At 58.1% G+C, this 17,832-nt stretch carries 12 protein-coding genes; 5 read left to right on the top strand and 7 right to left on the bottom strand.

From position 1 onward, the window contains the following. The first annotated feature begins 37 nt into the window (after positions 1–37). Positions 38–850: an AraC family transcriptional regulator gene (locus AB4N84_RS07020; RefSeq protein ID WP_460045739.1), complete on the top strand. Its 813-nt coding sequence runs from the start codon at positions 38–40 to the stop codon at positions 848–850. A gap of 61 nt (positions 851–911) precedes the next feature. On the opposite strand, the gene AB4N84_RS07015 is transcribed toward AB4N84_RS07020, so the two are convergent. Beyond that, positions 912–2,942: a hypothetical protein gene (locus tag AB4N84_RS07015; protein WP_460045738.1), complete on the bottom strand. Its 2,031-nt coding sequence runs from the start codon at positions 2,940–2,942 to the stop codon at positions 912–914. Positions 2,943–3,063: 121 nt separating this feature from the next. Further along, a complete protein-coding gene (locus tag AB4N84_RS07010) occupies positions 3,064–4,971 on the bottom strand; it encodes a hypothetical protein (protein WP_460045737.1) in 1,908 nt (635 codons plus the stop codon). 535 nt (positions 4,972–5,506) lie between these two features. Between AB4N84_RS07010 and AB4N84_RS07005 the strand changes: the two genes are divergently transcribed. Both AB4N84_RS07005 and AB4N84_RS07000 read left to right on the top strand, forming a co-directional pair. Beyond that, on the top strand, positions 5,507–7,852 hold the full coding sequence (locus AB4N84_RS07005) for an autotransporter outer membrane beta-barrel domain-containing protein (protein ID WP_460045736.1): 2,346 nt from the start codon (positions 5,507–5,509) through the stop codon (positions 7,850–7,852). Positions 7,853–8,162: 310 nt separating this feature from the next. Further along, a complete protein-coding gene (locus AB4N84_RS07000; RefSeq protein ID WP_074752057.1) occupies positions 8,163–9,056 on the top strand; it encodes a PA4780 family RIO1-like protein kinase in 894 nt (297 codons plus the stop codon). Positions 9,057–9,109: 53 nt separating this feature from the next. On the opposite strand, the gene cueR is transcribed toward AB4N84_RS07000, so the two are convergent. From cueR to AB4N84_RS06985, 3 genes are all read right to left on the bottom strand, one after another. Continuing rightward, positions 9,110–9,511 carry a Cu(I)-responsive transcriptional regulator gene (gene cueR / locus AB4N84_RS06995; protein ID WP_074752059.1) on the bottom strand — a complete coding sequence of 134 codons (402 nt, stop codon included), beginning with the start codon at positions 9,509–9,511 and terminating at the stop codon, positions 9,110–9,112. Further along, positions 9,508–11,718, bottom strand: coding sequence for a heavy metal translocating P-type ATPase (locus AB4N84_RS06990; RefSeq protein ID WP_460045734.1), 2,211 nt, complete (start codon positions 11,716–11,718; stop codon positions 9,508–9,510). Before AB4N84_RS06990 ends, cueR begins: the two co-directional genes overlap by 4 nt. 76 nt (positions 11,719–11,794) lie before the next feature. Next, positions 11,795–12,175 (bottom strand): hypothetical protein, encoded by a 381-nt coding sequence (locus tag AB4N84_RS06985; protein WP_460045733.1) that lies wholly within the window; start codon positions 12,173–12,175, stop codon positions 11,795–11,797. Between the two features lie 168 nt (positions 12,176–12,343). Here AB4N84_RS06985 and AB4N84_RS06980 point away from each other — a divergent pair, with 168 nt between their 5' ends. Then, positions 12,344–12,541: a heavy-metal-associated domain-containing protein gene (locus tag AB4N84_RS06980; RefSeq protein ID WP_074752065.1), complete on the top strand. Its 198-nt coding sequence runs from the start codon at positions 12,344–12,346 to the stop codon at positions 12,539–12,541. 143 nt (positions 12,542–12,684) lie between these two features. On the opposite strand, the gene AB4N84_RS06975 is transcribed toward AB4N84_RS06980, so the two are convergent. Together AB4N84_RS06975 and AB4N84_RS06970 are read right to left on the bottom strand one after the other, a co-directional pair. Next, positions 12,685–14,544: an Lnb N-terminal periplasmic domain-containing protein gene (locus tag AB4N84_RS06975; RefSeq protein WP_460045732.1), complete on the bottom strand. Its 1,860-nt coding sequence runs from the start codon at positions 14,542–14,544 to the stop codon at positions 12,685–12,687. Between the two features lie 81 nt (positions 14,545–14,625). Continuing rightward, positions 14,626–15,114, bottom strand: a complete 489-nt coding sequence (locus tag AB4N84_RS06970; protein WP_074752069.1) for a DUF3015 domain-containing protein — start codon at positions 15,112–15,114, stop codon at positions 14,626–14,628. Positions 15,115–15,395: 281 nt separating this feature from the next. On the opposite strand from AB4N84_RS06970, the gene AB4N84_RS06965 reads away from it, so the two are divergent. Continuing rightward, entirely contained in the window at positions 15,396–17,828 is a 2,433-nt protein-coding gene (locus AB4N84_RS06965; protein ID WP_460045730.1) for a Lon protease family protein, read from the top strand. The last annotated feature ends 4 nt before the right edge of the window (positions 17,829–17,832 follow it).

The following is a 17,832-nucleotide window of genomic DNA, read 5'->3' as shown; positions in this document are numbered from 1 at the left end:
CACCGTAAACTGCCGCTTCACGACACAAGGCCTGCTCATGCCGACCAACGGACACCGCCCCGCACGCAACGCAGACACCCAGCGTCTCATCCCGGCGCTGGCGGATCTGCCCAGGCCGCTCTATGCCCGCGCCGAAAGCCTGAGTGCCGGATCCTGGACCCCGACCCATCGTCATGACTGGGTGCAGTTCTCCTACGCGATCAGCGGCGTGCTGGGCGTACATACCGAGCAAGGCAGCTTCTTCGCACCGCCGCAGTGGGGCGTGTGGATTCCGGCCGGGCTGGATCATGAGGTGGTCACCTCGACGCGCGCGGAAATGCGCAGCTTGTACGTGCGTGCGCAAGATTCCCAGTGGGCGCCGAATCGATGCCGGGTGCTGGAGGTCACGCCGCTTGCCCGTGAGCTGATCAAGACGTTCTGCCTGCTTCCTGCCGATTACCCCGAGCACGACAGCCACCAATCACGCCTCGTTCAGGTGTTGCTCGATCAGTTGGCGAGTTTGCCGGAGGTGGGCTTCTCCCTTCCGTTGCCCCGTCATGCCCGTTTGCTGACGCTGTGTAATGAACTGGTGGACGACCCGGGTCAGGCCATCACGCTGACCGAGTGGGCGTCGCGCCTGAACATGTCGGAAAAAACCTTGATGCGGCTGTTTCAGCGCGAGACCGGTTTGAGTTTCAGGGGCTGGCGACAACGAGCGAGGCTGCTGGCTTCGCTCAATGCGCTGGAGGAGGGCGATAGCGTGACAAGCACGGCGTTGAATTGCGGTTATGACTCGACGTCGGCCTTCATTGCTGCATTCAAGGGACTGTTCGGGTTCACGCCCGGCGAGCTGTTCCGGGGAGGACGCTGACAGGATGGCCGATCGCCGAGGTGGACTGCGGGCTCACCTTGGCGACGGTTGAGCGCAGATGCTAGGCGACCGTTCCGTACACCGTGACGCTGGTATCGGTCGTCGTCCCGCCATTGCTGATGTCCACGCCCTTGGAATCAGTGACACGTGTGATGGAGACCGCAGTCGCTCCAGTTTTGACCGTCAATGTTCGGATCGGGAACTGTTGCAGGGTTGCACCAGCGTCAAACGATACCTCCAACAGCAGATTCAACGACGATCCGTTGGCCAAAGACTTCAGATAGGCCAGAGGCACTTTTGCGCTTTGGGCGCCCGTTTGGATGATCGGAAATCTGTTCCAGGCGGGTAAAATCAAGTCGGCGGTGCCGTCCAGGGTCAGCGTCATTTGTTGACCCACTGCGATGAACGGCCAAGGCGCGACCTGCACATCAGCGTCGGCACTCAGCGCTGTCACGTCCAGATCGTTCCCTGCTGCCTGGACGATTTGAGGGGCGGGTAAGACTGTGGAGGAGAGTTCTTCCACCCTAAGGTTCAGGATTGCGGACTCAGCGGGATCGGTAGCGGCGTTGGTAACGGTGTAGTTGACCTGAACAGTTTTGCCAATGGTGGGGGCAATCATCGTCATTGGAACGGTGAAAGTCACCGTCTTGGTGTCGCTGCCTTCGATCACCAATGTTCGATCGTTGTTAAAGCGCAACCGAACGAAATCCGAGCCGGTCATCGAAGGGTAAGTCACCACGACAGTGATCCCACCGGGATTCGCGTCAGAAGGGTCGAGAACGCCGCCCGGTGCTTGTGTCACCGTAGGGGCTGGAAAGCCGGATTGTTGCGGTGTACCGGTGCGTGGTTGGGTGTTTGTCGGCATGGTCGTCTTCCTTGCGCTGTCATTCATTGAGTCAGGTGACCGAGTCGGTGAGGGCGTCATCACGAAGTTGTCCCACAGCGTCCAGTCTTCGTTTCGATTGGTAATTGTCATGTAGCGGATGGGTGCACCGGCGCTTGTGTATTGCGCTTGCTGGTTAAGTTGTTCGGGAAGGACTTTTGTCGACAGGACAGCCTTGTTGGCGTCCAGCCAACTGACGGTTGCGCTATTGGCTTGAACGCCGTACACGTCGCAGACGACCGCCTTGTAGTTCTGGCGTAGATCCAATTCCAGTTGCTGGTTTCCATAGCCTGTGTAAGCAACATTCAACACCGGATTTGCCACGTTCACGGAGTCGCCGGGGAGCGGGTGGTCCGGGGCAAACCCGGCCTCACCGTCTCCGGCGACGAATCTGATGGTCATGTGTTGCGTGGTGATTGAACCACCTGCTGATATTAGGTTCCTGGGTTGGGACCCGAAATCTTCTACGACGTCCGGCAAGCTGCCGTCATCACCGACGAAGGTTGTCTTCTCGCGGGACCACAGTGACCAATTGTTGACCACATCCCAGATCCCATAGTGCACAACGACGGATCCAGGGCTCGCGGCGAGCATGGCTGCCGTCACTGCGAACGTCACAGGCTTTCCGACCTCTGACGGTGACAGAGGAGGATGCTCCAGCTGTTGGTTTCCCCAAGCCAACGTCACTTCGTCACCTTGGCTCATGTTGACGTAGGCGGGCACGGTGATCGTCAAACCGGGGGTGTTATCGGGGATGTTGTCCGGGATGCCTTGCGGAGCAACCAGATTTTCATTGATGTAAGGTGTCCCGGCCTCCGGATCACGCCCACCCGGCACATTCGTTTTCACCCGCACCGTATGGACCGGAGAATCTGCGACTTGACCGCCAATCGCAGCGGTAACCCGGTAGTAAACCTCATGGTTGCCATCCTGAAATGGAATGATAGCCGTGGAGTCAACATTGAAGTTGATGACTCTGGTCGCCAGAATGGTGCCGTCGACATTCACGTTGGCCACTAAACGTTGTTGCCAATAGAGGTCGACGGTGTCGTTTAATAGGAAATCGTTGCCCAGAGGTAGAATAATTTGTACCTGCACGGTTGCTCGAGGGTTCTCATAAAGATCCGACCAGCCTAATCCACCGTTGGCATCCGCCTTAGGAACAAAGGGCGCGACCAGTGCCCGTAACAATGAAGAGTAAGGTTGCATGATTAAATCCTTTTGCTTATTCAGAAGACACTTTCTGCCTTGATAGTGCGGTCATGCATGTTGAAACTGCAGCGTTCATATTGCTCATCCTGACCGCTGCACGCTCCGCCACTGCCCTCTTTCAGGGGAGGTTGGCGCTGCAATCGCCATCGCCAACGTTCTTGACGTCTACCAGTACTCCTTTTATTGGGGAAACTGTAAACCCTTGGCTGTTAGTTATTTTCACGAATGCTTCACATCGGCCTATGCAAATGCTGAAGTGGTGTACAGCCGGCACCTTGAACTCATGAGTGCCCTTAGCGATATCCGTTGCACTGAGGAGTACGGTTTCCGAGTACTCGGAGCCGGGGGCGATGTTGCCGCCAGCGAACTCGTCATAACCGGTAAAGAAGAGTTCAAGCTTATCGCCCGTGTCGACTTTGTCATAATTGACTTTTGTAGTGATCGGGTTGTGTCGGTCATTTCCCGAACCCACGATCTGAGCAAGCCCGATATTTCCTCGGGCATTCAACACGGTAAACGTGACCGGCAGAAGGGTGCCTCCGCCCGGAAGTTCAGTTGGGTTAATGACCTGCACCTTGGTTGGAAACGCCAAGGAGACATTGTCACCGGTGCCTCCACTTATTGTGCGCGTAATGGTATAGCCGACGGGAATATCAGCGCTGGCATTTTCATCCTTGATGGTTTTGTTGGGGATGGTGATAGGCGGTATGGTCTCGTTTGTAATATCTAACGCCACTACGGTGTACGTCTCAGTCGACCCGGTTTGAGAGCCCCATGTAACGGTGATCACGTCGTTTGCCTGGTAGATGGTTTTTCCGTTCTTGTCTAGCCAGGGAATTGTAACGGTGGCGTCTGCGTCCGCGTCTTCCGCAGGGATAACGTTGTCTGTAGAACTGTTGGGGCTTCTAACCACTAATGGTGCAAGCGAATCAAGTTCGGGCGTTTCCGGGTCTGGATCCGGTCCGCCGGGTAACGTCAGATCAACCGTAACGGAATTGACGGGAGAGGTGGCTTCAGACACGTTCTCACGGAATATCTCAAACGTAACGTCCACGTTCCCTTTAACGGTTTCACCCTGAACCAGTGCATAGGGGAGGTCAATGGTGACGAACGGGTCATTCTGTAAATCAGCTGAAGTCAACTTCACATTGTTCAATGGCGTGCTGTTACCCCAGTGAACCAGAATCTCATCGCCTGGCAGCGCGTTATCGTATTTAGGAATCTCTACTTTTGTGAAGGGGCGTGCTTCGGCATCGAGCAGCACGTTGCCATCGGCAGCCGGTACATTCGGTTTGCGAAGGTTGATAGGCGCGGTGCCAAGTTTAATCCTCAGCGCTTGGACAAAACTTTCCGCAGCATTTCCAGCTTTATCGGTGACTTGGTACTGAAAGAAACGGTCGCCATTTCCTACTGATTCCAAGGCAGCTTTTGGATAGTAGACTTGGAGCCATCCGAGCGGATTTTCAATGATTTCATTCTCTAGATAAAGCTCGTACACAGGGTCATTGCCGGCGCCCACGTACAGTCTGATGGTGTCGCCCCGGGCAATGCCTTCATAATGTGGAAGCCGAACCAACAGTTTATCGTCTTTGAGGTCGTCGTCTACGATGACTCCCTGGGTAATTAGGTCAAAGATCAACGGAGGAAATCCACCACCTCCAGGGGCAGTGGTATCGATCCTGATTTTAGCGCTTGGAGACCAGTCGCTGTTGGAGCCGACTGGAGATTCAACGTAACATCTCGCCAGATAGTCGCCATGTGTTAATAAAATTTGAGGAATCAAGAATTCAAATATAGTATCGGGATTTTCTGCTTCTTGTTGGGTGATGGTATGCTTGACCCCAACAAAATCTTCTTCGTCCGGTTCGTTCGGATCCTCCAGGCTGATCACTTTGAACGCAAGTTGCAAAGTATAATCCTTCACCGAACCACTCCAGTTAACCATATGCAGAACCAGGTCATCTCCCAGAGCATCGATCGGAACAAGGCCATCGAAATCGTCAATGGCAGCGTCAACGGTTGGCAACGGAAGGGCTTTAATCGTCCCCCCTTTTTTCAGTGGTTTTTTTTACTCCACATATTCTGTACCGCGCTCTGTTTGCCACGTAACTGTTCATCTAAATCTCCCTGAGAAAAAGTGCCATTGCACATCGTGCGCAATGTGCCCGATTGACTGCTATTGCTACGGTTTGAATGGTTAAGTCGAAGGGTCGCTACCCTGGCGGTCTAGTCCCATTCTTCTCGATATTCTGTACTTCGTTTTTTAGGCTAGCAGTCTCAGGTGGGTGCAGTCGTATACGCCAATATGATATTTCGAAATCACGAGTGGAGCGTTTATTTCGTTGTGAGTAACAGCGTTATTCCTGATCGAAATAAAGAGTTTGGTATCTATCGCGAATGAATTCTGCAAAGTTGGAATTTTCCTACGTTTCATAAGGAGTGTTCCTACGCGATCTACTAATATTTTCTTGCATAATGGATTTCGTTAAATCTTCACGCAAAGGAATAGGCCGATTATGCCTTCAATATTTTCCAGATCCACTTTGGCGTACTCTGTAGGCATGGCATTAGCTATCGGCCAACAATATGCCGTGGCGGCGCCGTTAAATGGAGCGTCCGCAACAGTCAACAACGGCGACCCGGTCGAAACCTGGCAGTTGAGTAACGGGGCAGTACTTAATGTCAATGATGCCAGCACGCTGGCGATAACCGCGGTGACGGGTTCCACAGTCATCTTAAACGCCAATGCCAGCGTACTGGCGACAGGAAGGGCGCTGTCGCTCAACCAGAGTGTGGCGAACATTGTTGGCACTCGAATCGAGAGCACCGGGACCTTTGGGATGGTGCTTGCGACCGACCTGGTCGGTACGCCTGGTACAGCTGCCAATGTTTCAGACAGTACCGTTACTGGCATCGCTCGCGGAATCAGCAGTGCATATTCGTCGCTCGTCCTCTCCAATACGCAAGTTCATGGCATCGACAATGGGGCGACCGGGCTTTTGAATGGTGGTCTGGGCCTGGTGATGGTTGCGGGGTCAGCGGATGTCACCAATGGCAGCCAGATCCTTGGAGACAAGACCGGTATTTTGGTCGTGACCGATCCTGGGAGCCCGAACCAAACGGCCTCACTGACGATAGATAATTCGGCTGTGGTCGGCACCGTCGGTAGCGCCATCGCGGTAGGATCGTTAGATAGCACGATTCCCGCCTCCGCCGACATCACTGTTCGCAATGGATCATCGCTGAGTGGCGGTGACGGCGTCATCCTCAGCGTCACCAATAACTCCACGGCCAGGTTGACCGTTGATAACAGTCGCTTGACGGGGGACGTATCGATCGAGAATGGTTCCAGCGGAACGTTGGCACTGCGCAACGGTGCCTCGCTCGCTGGCAACATCAGCAATGTATCCACTGTCGACGTCACGAACAATTCGTCGACAACGGGGAACATTAATCAGGCTCAGACCCTTACTGCCAGTAATAACGCCACCGTCAGCGGCAACGTCTCCAACGTGCAAGACCTCAACGTGTCTGCAAATTCTGAGTTGAATGCAAATCTGAGCGGCGTTACCCGGTTGAGCCTGGATAATTCGCGCTGGACTACCACCGACGGCCAGGGCGTCACGGATCTGGCCATGAACGCGGGCACAGTCAAGCTCGGCTCGGCCGGCGGCACCTTTGAAACCCTGAACGTCAGCACGCTGTCGGGCAGTGGCCGGTTCATCATGGACACTGACCTGGGCGCCCATCAGAGCGACTTGGTGAATGTCTCCGGCGTTGCGACCGGCACTTACGATCTGCAGATCACCAACACCGGCGTTGACCCGGTCAAGGGTGATCAGGACCAGCAGGTTGTGCACACCGGAACCGGCAGCACGGCAGGGTTCGCGGTCGTGGGCGGGCAAGTCGACCTGGGTACGTTCGCCTATGATCTTGAGCAGCGCGGCACGGATTGGTACCTGGTGCAGAAGCTCGATGACGACGGAGGTCCGATTACCACGCCGGGCACTCAATCGGTCATCGGTCTGTTCAGCGCAGCGCCAACAGTTTGGTATGGCGAGCTAAGCACGCTGCGCAGTCGCATGGGCGAGTTGCGCTATGGCAAGGCTGAGGGCGGCGCATGGACCCGTGCCTATGGCAACAAATTCAACATGTCGGCGGGGGGCGGCACCGCTTACCAACAAAACCAGCACGGCATTTCCTTTGGTGTCGACGCGCCTTTGCCGACCTCTGACGGACAGTGGTTGATCGGCGTGCTGGCTGGTTACAGCCGATCCGATCTGGATATCGCCGCCGGCACGACCGGACAAGTCGACAGTTACTACTTGGGTGCCTATACCACCTGGCTGTCTGACAGCGGGTATTACATCGACGCCGTGGTCAAGGCGAACCGGTTCAAGAACTCGTCCGATGTACGAATGAGCGACGGTGCGAAAACCAGCGGCGATTACAACACTTCGGGCATCGGTGCTTCTGTCGAGGCCGGCAAACACATCAAGCTGCAAGACAACTGGTTCGTGGAGCCCTTCGCTCAGATTTCCACCTTGTGGGTACAAGGCGAGGATTATTCGCTGGACAACGGCATGGAGGCCAGCAGCAACAAAGCGGACTCGTTGCTTGGCAAAGTAGGAACCACCGCAGGGCGTAACTTCCCGCTGGACAAAGGTGGATACGTTCAACCCTATGTCAAAGTCGCATTGGCCCATGAGTTCGCCAACAGCAACCGGGTCAAGGTCAATGACAACCGTTTCAGCAACGACCTGTCTGGCAGTCGCGCAGAGCTGGGCGCCGGTGTCGCCGCCCAATTGACCGAGGTGTTGCAACTGCATGCCGACGTGGATTACAGCAACGGCAAAAACATTGAGCAACCGTGGGGCCTGAACGTCGGCCTGCGCTACAACTGGTAACGACAACGCGATCATTTGCTGTAATGAAAGGGGTCTTTAATGGCCCCTTTTTTTGCGTCTGCGACCGGCGATTCATGACCAGATACTGGCCGTTCGTCGATATGTCCACACACAGCTCATGCACCCTGATCCAGAGCGGTTGATCTATCCTGCGGCCCGGCATGAAAGGTGCTTGCCGGAATTCAGGGAACGTATGGATCGCAATTGAATCCATGACTGCATCACACATGCCCCTACTCGCTGGCAGAGGATTGCCGTATAACGAGCAACAATCGCGTGTTTGGCAACGAAGGACCCACAATAAAAGCTGATGAAGACTCCAAAACGCATTGAACCCCTGATCGAAGACGGTCTGGTAGACGAGGTGCTGCGTCCGCTGATGAGCGGCAAAGAGGCAGCTGTTTATGTGGTGCGCTGTGGCAAAGAGCTACGGTGCGCGAAGGTTTACAAGGAGGCGAACAAACGCAGTTTCCGTCAGGCCGCGGAGTACCAGGAAGGCCGTAAGGTCCGTAACAGTCGCCAGGCCCGCGCCATGGCGAAAGGCTCGAAGTTCGGTCGCAAGGAAACCGAGGACGCTTGGCAGAACGCCGAAGTGGCAGCCTTGTTCCGGCTGGCCAATGCGGGTGTCAGAGTGCCCAAGCCGTACGACTTCCTTGAAGGCGTATTGTTGATGGAAATGGTCTCTGACGAATACGGCGATGCGGCGCCCCGTCTAAATGACGTCACGATGGAACCTGACCAGGCCCGCGAGTATCACGCGTTCCTGATTCAGCAAATCGTGCTGATGTTGTGTACCGGTCTGGTGCACGGTGACCTTTCCGAGTTCAACGTGCTGCTGTCGCCGGATGGCCCGGTCATTATCGATTTGCCTCAGGCGGTCGACGCAGCGGGCAACAACCACGCGTTCAGCATGCTGGAGCGCGACGTTAATAACATGGCGTCCTACTTCGGTCGTTTTGCACCGGAACTGAAGCAAACTCGCTTCGCCAGGGAGATGTGGTCGTATTACGAGGCTGGCACGCTTTCGCCTGCCACCGTGCTGACCGGCGTATTTGCCGATCCGGACGACATTGCCGACGTTGGCAGCGTGCTGCGCGAGATCGAAGCAGCGCGTCTGGACGAGGACCGCCGCCAGGCTGCTCGGGCAGCGGATGATGCGCCACCAAGCAAAGCTGAAGAACCGCCTCCGCCCTGGATGCAGTGATCGGTTGAACGAAAACCCGGCTCCGGCCGGGTTTTTTGTTGTCTGCGCAGGACTTAATGGCAACACCCCCCCGACTCCAGATTCTTCAAGATGGGGCAGTCCGGTCGATCGTTGCCCTGACAGTGCTCGACCAGATCCTGCAGCGTGTCCCTCAAGCCCGCGAGTTCTTCGATCTTCTGATTCAGCTCGACAATGTGTTTGTGAGCCAGCGCTTTTACATCGGCACTGGCTCGACCTCGGTCTTGCCACAAGGTCAGCAGTTTGCCGACTTCTTCCAGTGAAAAGCCCAGATCCCGCGAGCGCTTGATGAACGCCAGGGTGTGCAGGTCGTTAGTGCTGTAGACGCGGTAGCCGCTGTCAGTGCGGGTGGCTGCCTGCAGCAAGCCGATGGACTCGTAGTACCGAATCATCTTTGCGCTCAGACCACTGCTCTTCGCGGCTTGGCCGATATTCATGGCGCCTCTCCTTCGTCCGGCTGTTGATCAGCCATTTTCCAGGTTTTCAACAGCAGGGCGTTGCTGACGACGCTTACGCTGGACAGCGCCATAGCAGCGCCTGCCAGCACCGGGTTCAACAGGCCGAACGCGGCCAGCGGAATACCGATCAGGTTGTAGACGAAGGCCCAGAACAGGTTCTGACGAATCTTCGCGTAGGTCCTGCGGCTGATATCCAGTGCGGCGGGAATCAAGCGCGGGTCGCCGCGCATCAGCGTGATGCCCGAGGCGTGCATCGCCACATCGGTGCCGCCACCCATCGCGATGCCGATGTCCGCTGCCGCCAACGCAGGCGCGTCGTTGATGCCGTCGCCGACCATCGCCACCACGCCTGTTTTCTTCAGTTCCATCACCGTTGCGGCTTTGTCGGCGGGCAAGACTTCGGCGTGAACATCTGTGATGCCCAGCGCGTTGGCCACGGCTTTGGCGCTGCCCCAGTTGTCGCCGGTCAACAAATGGCTGCTGATGTTGCGTCGGGTGAGCTGTTCGATCGCTTGAGCGGCGCCAGGCTTGAGCGTGTCGCCGAACGCGAATAACCCGAGCACCTGCCGCTGCGGGCTCAGCTCGATCAACCACGACAAGGTGCGGCCTTCGGCCTCCCACGCCTTGGCGTTATCAGCAAGCGATCCCATGTTCAGGTCGCTTTCGTCCAGCAGGCGACGGTTGCCCAGCGCCAGATCGCGACCGTTCCAGGTGCCGGCGATCCCACGCCCGGCGAGCGACCGGCTATTGCTGACGTCAGCCGGTACCAGGCCGCGCTCGCTGCACACGTCCAGCACGGCTTTGGCCAGTGGGTGTTCGCTGCCACGCTGCAACGCGCCCGCCATCTCCAGCAAAGCGTCTTCGTCGCCGTTCAAGGTCGCCATGTGCGCTATGCGGGGTGCGCCGGAGGTCAAGGTGCCGGTCTTGTCGAACACCACGGCGGTGACTTCATGCGCGCGCTCAAGCGCCTCGACGTCCTTGATCAGGATGCCGTAGCGCGCCGCGACGCCGGTGCCGGCCATGATCGCGGTGGGCGTCGCCAGGCCCAGTGCGCAAGGGCACGCGATCACCAGCACCGCCACGGCATTGATCAAGGCGGCTTCCAGGGAGGCGCCTGCCAACAGCCAGCCGATCACCGTCGCGATCGCCAGGAGCAAGACAACCGGAACAAACACCTGGCTGACCTTATCCACTAGCTTCTGGATGGGCGCCTTGGCGGACTGTGCGTCCTCAACGAGGCGGATGATGCGCGCCAGCACGGTTTCCGCACCCAAGGCCTGAGTGCTGACCAACAAGCGGCCCTCGCCGTTGATCGCGCCGCCAGTGACCTTGTCACCCGGGTGCTTGGGGATCGGCAGGCTCTCGCCGCTGATCAGGGCTTCGTCGGCGTGGCTCTGGCCTTCGACGACTTCACCGTCGACCGGAAAGCGTTCGCCGGGTTTGACCAGCACGAGGTCGCCGACTTTCAGTGCGCTGATGGCGACGTCGTGTTCCTGCCCATCAATGACCTGAATCGCGCGTTCCGGGCGCAACGCCTCAAGTGCCCGGATGGCGCTGGCGGTCTGGCGTTTGGCACTGCTTTCCAGGTATTTGCCGAGCAATACGAGCGCAATGACCACGGCCGATGCTTCGAAATACAAATGCGGCATGCTGCCCGGCGCCGCCATCAGCCACTGATACACGCTCAGGCCATAGCCGGCGCTGGTGCCCAGGGCGACGAGCAGGTCCATGTTGCCCGCACCGGCCCGTACGGCTTTCCACGCGGCGACGTAGAAGCGCGCACCGATGATGAATTGAACGGGTGTCGCCAGAACAAACTGCGCCCAGGCGGGCAGCATCCAGTGGATACCCAACGGCTGCAGCAGCATGGGCAGCACCAGCGGCACGGCCAGGATGATCGCCAGCATCAAGTGCCAGCGTTCGCTGTCATGGCGTTTTTGCTGGTCGGCCTCCTGAACGGAAGGGTCTTGGTCCAGACTCGCGCCATAACCGGCTTTGTCGACAGCGGCGATCAGACTCGCAGGGTCGATCGGCTCGGCGACTTCCACGTGAGCGCGTTCATTGGCGAGGTTAACAGTGGCGCTGGTAACGCCGGGGACTTTACGCAAGGCGCGTTCGACGCGACCCACGCAACTGGCGCAGGTCATGCCGCTGATCGGCAGGTCGAACGCAGTGGGGCTGGACATGGTGGGGTACTCCTTGAAGGCGATTGCCAGCAAGGATCAACCTTGCCACGTTGGCAAGGTCAAGTCCTGAGTTGCATCAATAATTCAGGTTGGCTTTTTTGAGGTACATGCCGTTCGGGCCGGAGGCGATCCGGTATTTCAGGACATCGCCGGCATTGATGTGCAGGCGGGTATTGTTCTGAGCTTCGATGCCGGGCGAGCAACCAGGCGTCTGGCCGGGCAGGACCCGCAGGCGCACGGACAGATCACCGGCCGGCAGGTTGAAGGAGCGTGACTCTTCCTGAAACAGTCGACCGACCAGCTGATCCTGCATGTAGATACCGATTTCGCAGGACGTGGCCACTTCCAGCCGCTCGCGGGAAATGATGAGTACCCCGTAGTCCTGATCGGCCTGAGCCCAGGATGCGGAAGCCAACAGGCCGATAAAACCTGCGATGCGAAAGGCTGACCAGCGCATTGCCGATTCTCCTGATGTTCGTTGATGAAACACTTTGGCTCAGGAAATCGCGGAATACCAGCCCGGCAGATGCACGAGAAACTTGACCTTGCCACGGTGGGAAGGTCGAACATGGCGACATCCCGCTGTTTCACCCTGTGAGCAGCCACTCAACCGAGGAGTCATCACATGCAAGTATTCAACGTTCAAGGCATGACCTGCGGGCACTGCGTCCGCGCCGTTACCAACGCAATCAAGGGTGAAGACCCGGCTGCTGACGTGCAGATCGATCTGGCCAAAGGCGAGGTCAGGGTGCAAAGCGAGCTGGCGAGCGAGCAGGTGATCGGGCTGATCGAGGAGGAGGGGTATACCGCGAAGACAGTTTGAGTGCGGATCAACGGAAAACGCCGCGTTGCTGTAGGAGTGAGCTTGCTCGCGATTGCGATTTGCCTGGTACATCATCGTCGGCTGACGTACCGCATTCGTCGGAAGGCCGCCCAGACCAAGCGCGCTCCTACAGGTTTGCATTTCTAATAGTGATACCACTTCAACTCAAGCATCACTTCGTTCACCGGCGACGTCAGTTGGCTGAATTCCCGTTGTGCGCTGAGCCGCAGGCCCAGATTACGCGAGAGCTCCCACTGCTGATTCAAGCTGATGTTGCGGCGCACTTCGCCGTTGGTGAAGTAATCGCCTTTGGTTTCCAGGCTGAAATTGCCCAGCGGATTGCGCCACAGAACGCCAGTGTTGAAACCGGCGGCGGGTGAGACGAGCGCGTCGAAGTCATTGTTGTGCTCGATCCGGACCGTGCCCAGTGCAAAGCCCAGCACGTCCTCACCCAGCTTCCAGGTCCCGCCTGCGCCGCCGTTGACGTGGCTGACCAGATTCTCGTCGCCATGCTTGCCCAGCACACGCTCCAGCCCGCCTGCCACTTGCCACGACCATGGCTGCAACAGTTCGTTGCGAGGGGTCAGTGAGCGAATGGTCGCCAGGTCCAGTTGCTGAACCTGCCAGCGACTGTCTTCGTACTGACGCAGCTTGAGCTGAAGAATCTCGATCTGTGCGCCGAGCGGGAAGCCGTAGGCGTTGTCGTTGAGGTCGTGATACGCCATGCGCAAGCCATATTCGGCGAACGCCTTGTCATCGCGCGTGCCGGCGCCCAATTGCCAGGTGCGCGATTCATGACCGTCTTCCGGCAAGCCCGGACGCTCGATGTCCAGCTCGGGCGGCGGATTGGTGCTGATTGCACGTAGCAAGTCATAGCTGCGCTGTGAACGCACCGGGTCGCGCTCCAGACCGTTGGCGCGGTAGCGCTCCAGCCGATAAGCCGCGTCCTGAATCAACGCGCGCCGCTCTTTTGGCACGGCGAGGTATTCAGGGCTCTGCATCTGCTGCTGATCAGCGCTGACTTTCAGTACCCATTGTTTTTCATCATGGTTCAGCGGCTCGGCGCGGCTGAGCAGTTCACGTTCCTTCGAAGGCCGATAATCGATCTTCTCCACCAGCCCGGCTTCCTTGACGGCGCGCACGGTGTCGGTGGGGATTGCGGTCAGGCGAAACTGCGGCGTCAGGTTCAGGCTGGGGCGCGCGACCTGTAACAGTTCGAGCAGGCGATAGGAGCAGTTTTCGTCGAAGAAGAAATAACCGAAGCGGATCTGTTTGAGTTCCCACACGTGCTCGACCATGCGCCGGGTCTCTTCCGGCGTCAGGTTCAACCGGTATTCCCACAGATCACGATTTTCCAGGCTGCGGTACTCAGAGAGTTTTTCCTGATACGGCACCAGCGCGAACAGCCCCGGATAGCCACCCATCAGGCCTTTCCAGGCGTACAGGATGCTGTTGTCGGAGCCTTCGATGTAGGCGCCGAAGTTGATCGCGTAGCTGAGCAGCGCGGTCTTGTTCGCTTCCACGCCGGCCTGATCGATACGCAGCAAGGTGTGGCCGAACATCGACGACGGGCTATTGAGGTACGCGGCCGGGAAGATCATCACTGTGCTGTCGGGCGCGACATCAGAGAACCACTTGTTGAATTCTTTGCAGTCGACGGCCGGCAGGTCAGTCAGCTTCAGCTCGTCACGCAAAAAACGGGTGCGCGAGGGGTATACGCACTGTGGATGCGCGTTTTCTTTGCCCTCAACGACGGGACGATAGATCGCCTCAAGCGTGGCAGCGAGCTCGGCTTTGGGGTCGTGGGCGCCGTTAACGGCAAGGAAAAATTTGGGGTCGTCGACATAGCTGCGCCATCCACCGAGCTTACCGGCTTCATAATGGCCTATAGCGACCCAGAATCTGGAATCGGCCAATTGCTGCAAACGATCATCTTTGACGTGTGGCGCGGCATACAGCGGGGCGCAGACACAGAGCGCCAGCCAGGCAAGGCGTTTGAGCATAGATTGGCAACTAATCAGGTAGACGGAAGCGAAACGAAAGCGGTGCAAGCCTGCCTCCCGAAGAAGGCAGGCAGATCGTATTTAAGCCTGAGTTGCGTATTTGGCCAACGTCGGATCGTTCTTCAGCACGTCGAGGGTGTTGGTGTGCACGTCTTCAGCGGTGGCGTCTGCCTTGTTGAAGATCTGCTGGTAGTGGTTGTGGGTGACTGCGGCGAAATGCGCACGGTCTTCCGGTGCAACGCCCAGTACGACCGCATAGGTCGTCAGTGCCTCGCCCTGGCCCATCGCCATGTCTTTGGAAAGCTCGTCCATCATGCCGTTCATGGCAATCCAGGATTTACCGCCGTAGGTCAGGGCGCTGTTGGTAGAACAGCCGTTGGTGCCTGAGGTCATGCCGAACGTGGCGTTACCGGAGGTGCCGTTGGTGGTGGAAGCGAGGAAGTGGGCGGGGGTACCGCGTTGACCTTCGAACAGCATGTTGCCCCAGCCGCAGTCTGGGCCGCCAGGGGCTTGAGCCATGGCGTTGATGGACACAGCGGCGAAGAGAGTACCAAGAAGAATCCGTTTCATAGCTTTAGTCTCTGTTGTTTCAACCAAGGGTCGGGTCCTGGCCAGTACCGGCGCCAGGGAGGGTCGGTTATTTAATTTGTTACCGGCCGCTCCGCTTGGAGTTTAGGCACGATCTGAACGTTCCGTTGGTTATTACACTTTGTTGTATGCAGTTCGTGTCCTTAAAGCCTGTAGGAACGCTCCTCATCCATAAAAAACATTCCGATGGTTCTTGCCTTGCCAGTCGGGTGCGGCGAGCGCCAGAATGCCCCCATCTGCCCCGCCTGATGTAAGGATGTCCGATGCCCGATCCTGTTGCTGCCAGCTTGCGACTTGCGCCTGAAGCGCTGACCCGTCCCTTTTCCGCTGAACAGTTCAGCTTCACGACAACCAACGATCTGGAACCCTTTCGCGGCGTGCTCGGCCAGGAACGAGCGGTCGAGGCTCTACAGTTCGGGGTCGCCATGCCGCGCCCCGGTTACAACGTGTTCGTCATGGGAGAGCCCGGCACCGGTCGCTTCTCCTTCGTCAAGCGCTACCTCAAGGCTGAGGGCAAGCGCATGCAGACCCCCTCCGACTGGGTCTACGTCAATAACTTCGAAGAGTCGCGCGAGCCCCGTGCAGTGGAGCTGCCGCCGGGGAGTGCCAGCGCGTTCATCGCCGACATCAACGGACTGATCGACAACCTTCTGTCGACGTTTCCGGCCGTTTTCGAGCATCCGTCCTACCAGCAGAAGAAGAGCGCCATCGACCGCGCTTTCAACCAACGTTACGACCGGGCGCTGGACGTGATCGAACGCCTTGCCCTTGAAAAAGACATTGCGCTGTACCGCGACAGCAGCAACATCGCCTTCACCCCGATGCTGGACGGCAAGGCGCTGGACGAGGCGGAGTTCTCGCAGTTGCCTGAAGCCGATCGCGACCGTTTTCACGACGATATTTCGGCCCTGGAGGAGCGTCTTAACGAGGAACTCGCCAGCCTGCCGCAGTGGAAGCGCGAGTCCAACAACCAGATGCGTCAGCTGAATGAAGAGACCATCATTCTGGCCTTGCAGCCACTGCTGGCGCCGCTGTCCGAGCAGTACGCGGAAAACGCCGCGGTCTGCGCGTATTTGCAGGCGATGCAGGTCAATCTGCTGAAAACCGTGGTCGAGCAACTGGTCGATGACAGCAAGACCGATGCACAGGCGCGCAAGCTGCTGGAAGAACAATACTGCCCGAGCCTGGTGGTCGGTCACTCGGCCAGCGGCGGAGCGCCTGTGGTCTTCGAGCCCCACCCGACGTACGACAATCTGTTTGGCCGTATCGAATACAGCACCGATCAAGGCGCGCTGTACACCACCTATCGCCAGCTGCGCCCGGGTGCGTTCCACCGGGCCAACGGCGGCTTCCTGATTCTGGAAGCTGAAAAAATGCTCAGCGAGCCGTTCGTATGGGACGCGCTCAAGCGTTCCCTGCAATCGCGCAAGCTGAAGATGGAGTCCCCGCTGGGCGAGCTGGGCCGTATTGCCACGGTGACCCTGACGCCGCAGACCATCCCGCTGCAGGTCAAAGTCATCATCATCGGCGCCCGTTCGCTGTACTACACGCTGCAGGACCTCGATCCGGACTTCCAGGAGATGTTCCGGGTGCTGGTGGATTTCGATGAAGACATCCCGATGGTCGACGAAAGCCTGGAGCAGTTCGCCCAGTTGCTCAAAACCCGTACCTCGGAAGAAGGCATGGCGCCGCTGACCGCCGATGCGGTGGCGCGTCTGGCGACCTACAGTGCGCGTCTGGCCGAACACCAGGGGCGTCTGTCGGCCCGCATCGGTGATCTGTTCCAGCTGGTGAGTGAGGCGGACTTCATTCGCAGCCTGGCGAACGACGAGCGGACCGACGCCGGTCACATCGAGCGCGCGCTGAAAGCCAAGGCGACGCGCACCGGTCGCGTCTCGGCCCGCATTCTGGATGACATGCTCGCCGGGATCATTCTGATCGACACCGCGGGCGCAGCGGTCGGCAAGTGCAACGGCCTGACGGTGCTGGAAGTCGGCGACTCGGCGTTCGGTGTGCCTGCGCGGATTTCCGCCACGGTGTACCCGGGTGGCAGCGGCATCGTCGACATCGAGCGTGAGGTCAACCTCGGTCAGCCGATCCACTCCAAGGGCGTGATGATCCTCACCGGTTATCTGGGCAGTCGCTATGCGCAGGAATTCCCGCTGGCGATTTCCGCAAGCATCGCGCTGGAGCAGTCCTACGGATATGTGGATGGCGACAGTGCTTCGCTCGGTGAGGTCTGCACGTTGATTTCCGCATTGTCGAAGACACCGCTCAAGCAGTGCTTCGCGATCACGGGCTCGATCAACCAGTTCGGTGAAGTCCAGGCGGTCGGCGGGGTCAACGAGAAGATTGAAGGCTTCTTCCGACTCTGTGAGGCGCGAGGTCTGACGGGCGATCAGGGCGCGATCATCCCGCAAGCCAACGTCGCCACGCTGATGCTCGATGAAAAGGTCTTGCAGGCCGTGCGTGCCGGACAGTTCCATGTCTACGCCGTGCGTCAGGTCGACGAGGCGCTGAGCCTGTTGGTGGGCGAGCCAGTGGGTGAGGCTGACGAAGAGGGTCAATTCCCTGAAGACTCGGTCAACGGTCGAGTGGTGGATCGCCTTCGCGACATCGCCGAAATGCTCAGCGAAGAGGACCTCAAAGAACTCGAAAAAGAGGCGCCACAATTACAACCGGAACTGAAAAGTTGACAGT

Source organism: Pseudomonas sp. S2_H01 (assembly GCF_054668305.1).
This window is presented reverse-complemented; position numbering and strand designations above follow the sequence as displayed.

Coding starts and splice junctions, on each gene's coding strand:
- AB4N84_RS07020 (WP_460045739.1), top strand. CDS start 38: ATGCCGACCAACGGACACCGCCCCGCACGCAACGCAGACACCCAGCGT.
- AB4N84_RS07015 (WP_460045738.1), bottom strand. CDS start 2,942: ATGCAACCTTACTCTTCATTGTTACGGGCACTGGTCGCGCCCTTTGTT.
- AB4N84_RS07005 (WP_460045736.1), top strand. CDS start 5,507: ATGGCATTAGCTATCGGCCAACAATATGCCGTGGCGGCGCCGTTAAAT.
- AB4N84_RS07000 (WP_074752057.1), top strand. CDS start 8,163: ATGAAGACTCCAAAACGCATTGAACCCCTGATCGAAGACGGTCTGGTA.
- cueR (WP_074752059.1), bottom strand. CDS start 9,511: ATGAATATCGGCCAAGCCGCGAAGAGCAGTGGTCTGAGCGCAAAGATG.
- AB4N84_RS06990 (WP_460045734.1), bottom strand. CDS start 11,718: ATGTCCAGCCCCACTGCGTTCGACCTGCCGATCAGCGGCATGACCTGC.
- AB4N84_RS06985 (WP_460045733.1), bottom strand. CDS start 12,175: ATGCGCTGGTCAGCCTTTCGCATCGCAGGTTTTATCGGCCTGTTGGCT.
- AB4N84_RS06980 (WP_074752065.1), top strand. CDS start 12,344: ATGCAAGTATTCAACGTTCAAGGCATGACCTGCGGGCACTGCGTCCGC.
- AB4N84_RS06975 (WP_460045732.1), bottom strand. CDS start 14,544: ATGCTCAAACGCCTTGCCTGGCTGGCGCTCTGTGTCTGCGCCCCGCTG.
- AB4N84_RS06970 (WP_074752069.1), bottom strand. CDS start 15,114: ATGAAACGGATTCTTCTTGGTACTCTCTTCGCCGCTGTGTCCATCAAC.
- AB4N84_RS06965 (WP_460045730.1), top strand. CDS start 15,396: ATGCCCGATCCTGTTGCTGCCAGCTTGCGACTTGCGCCTGAAGCGCTG.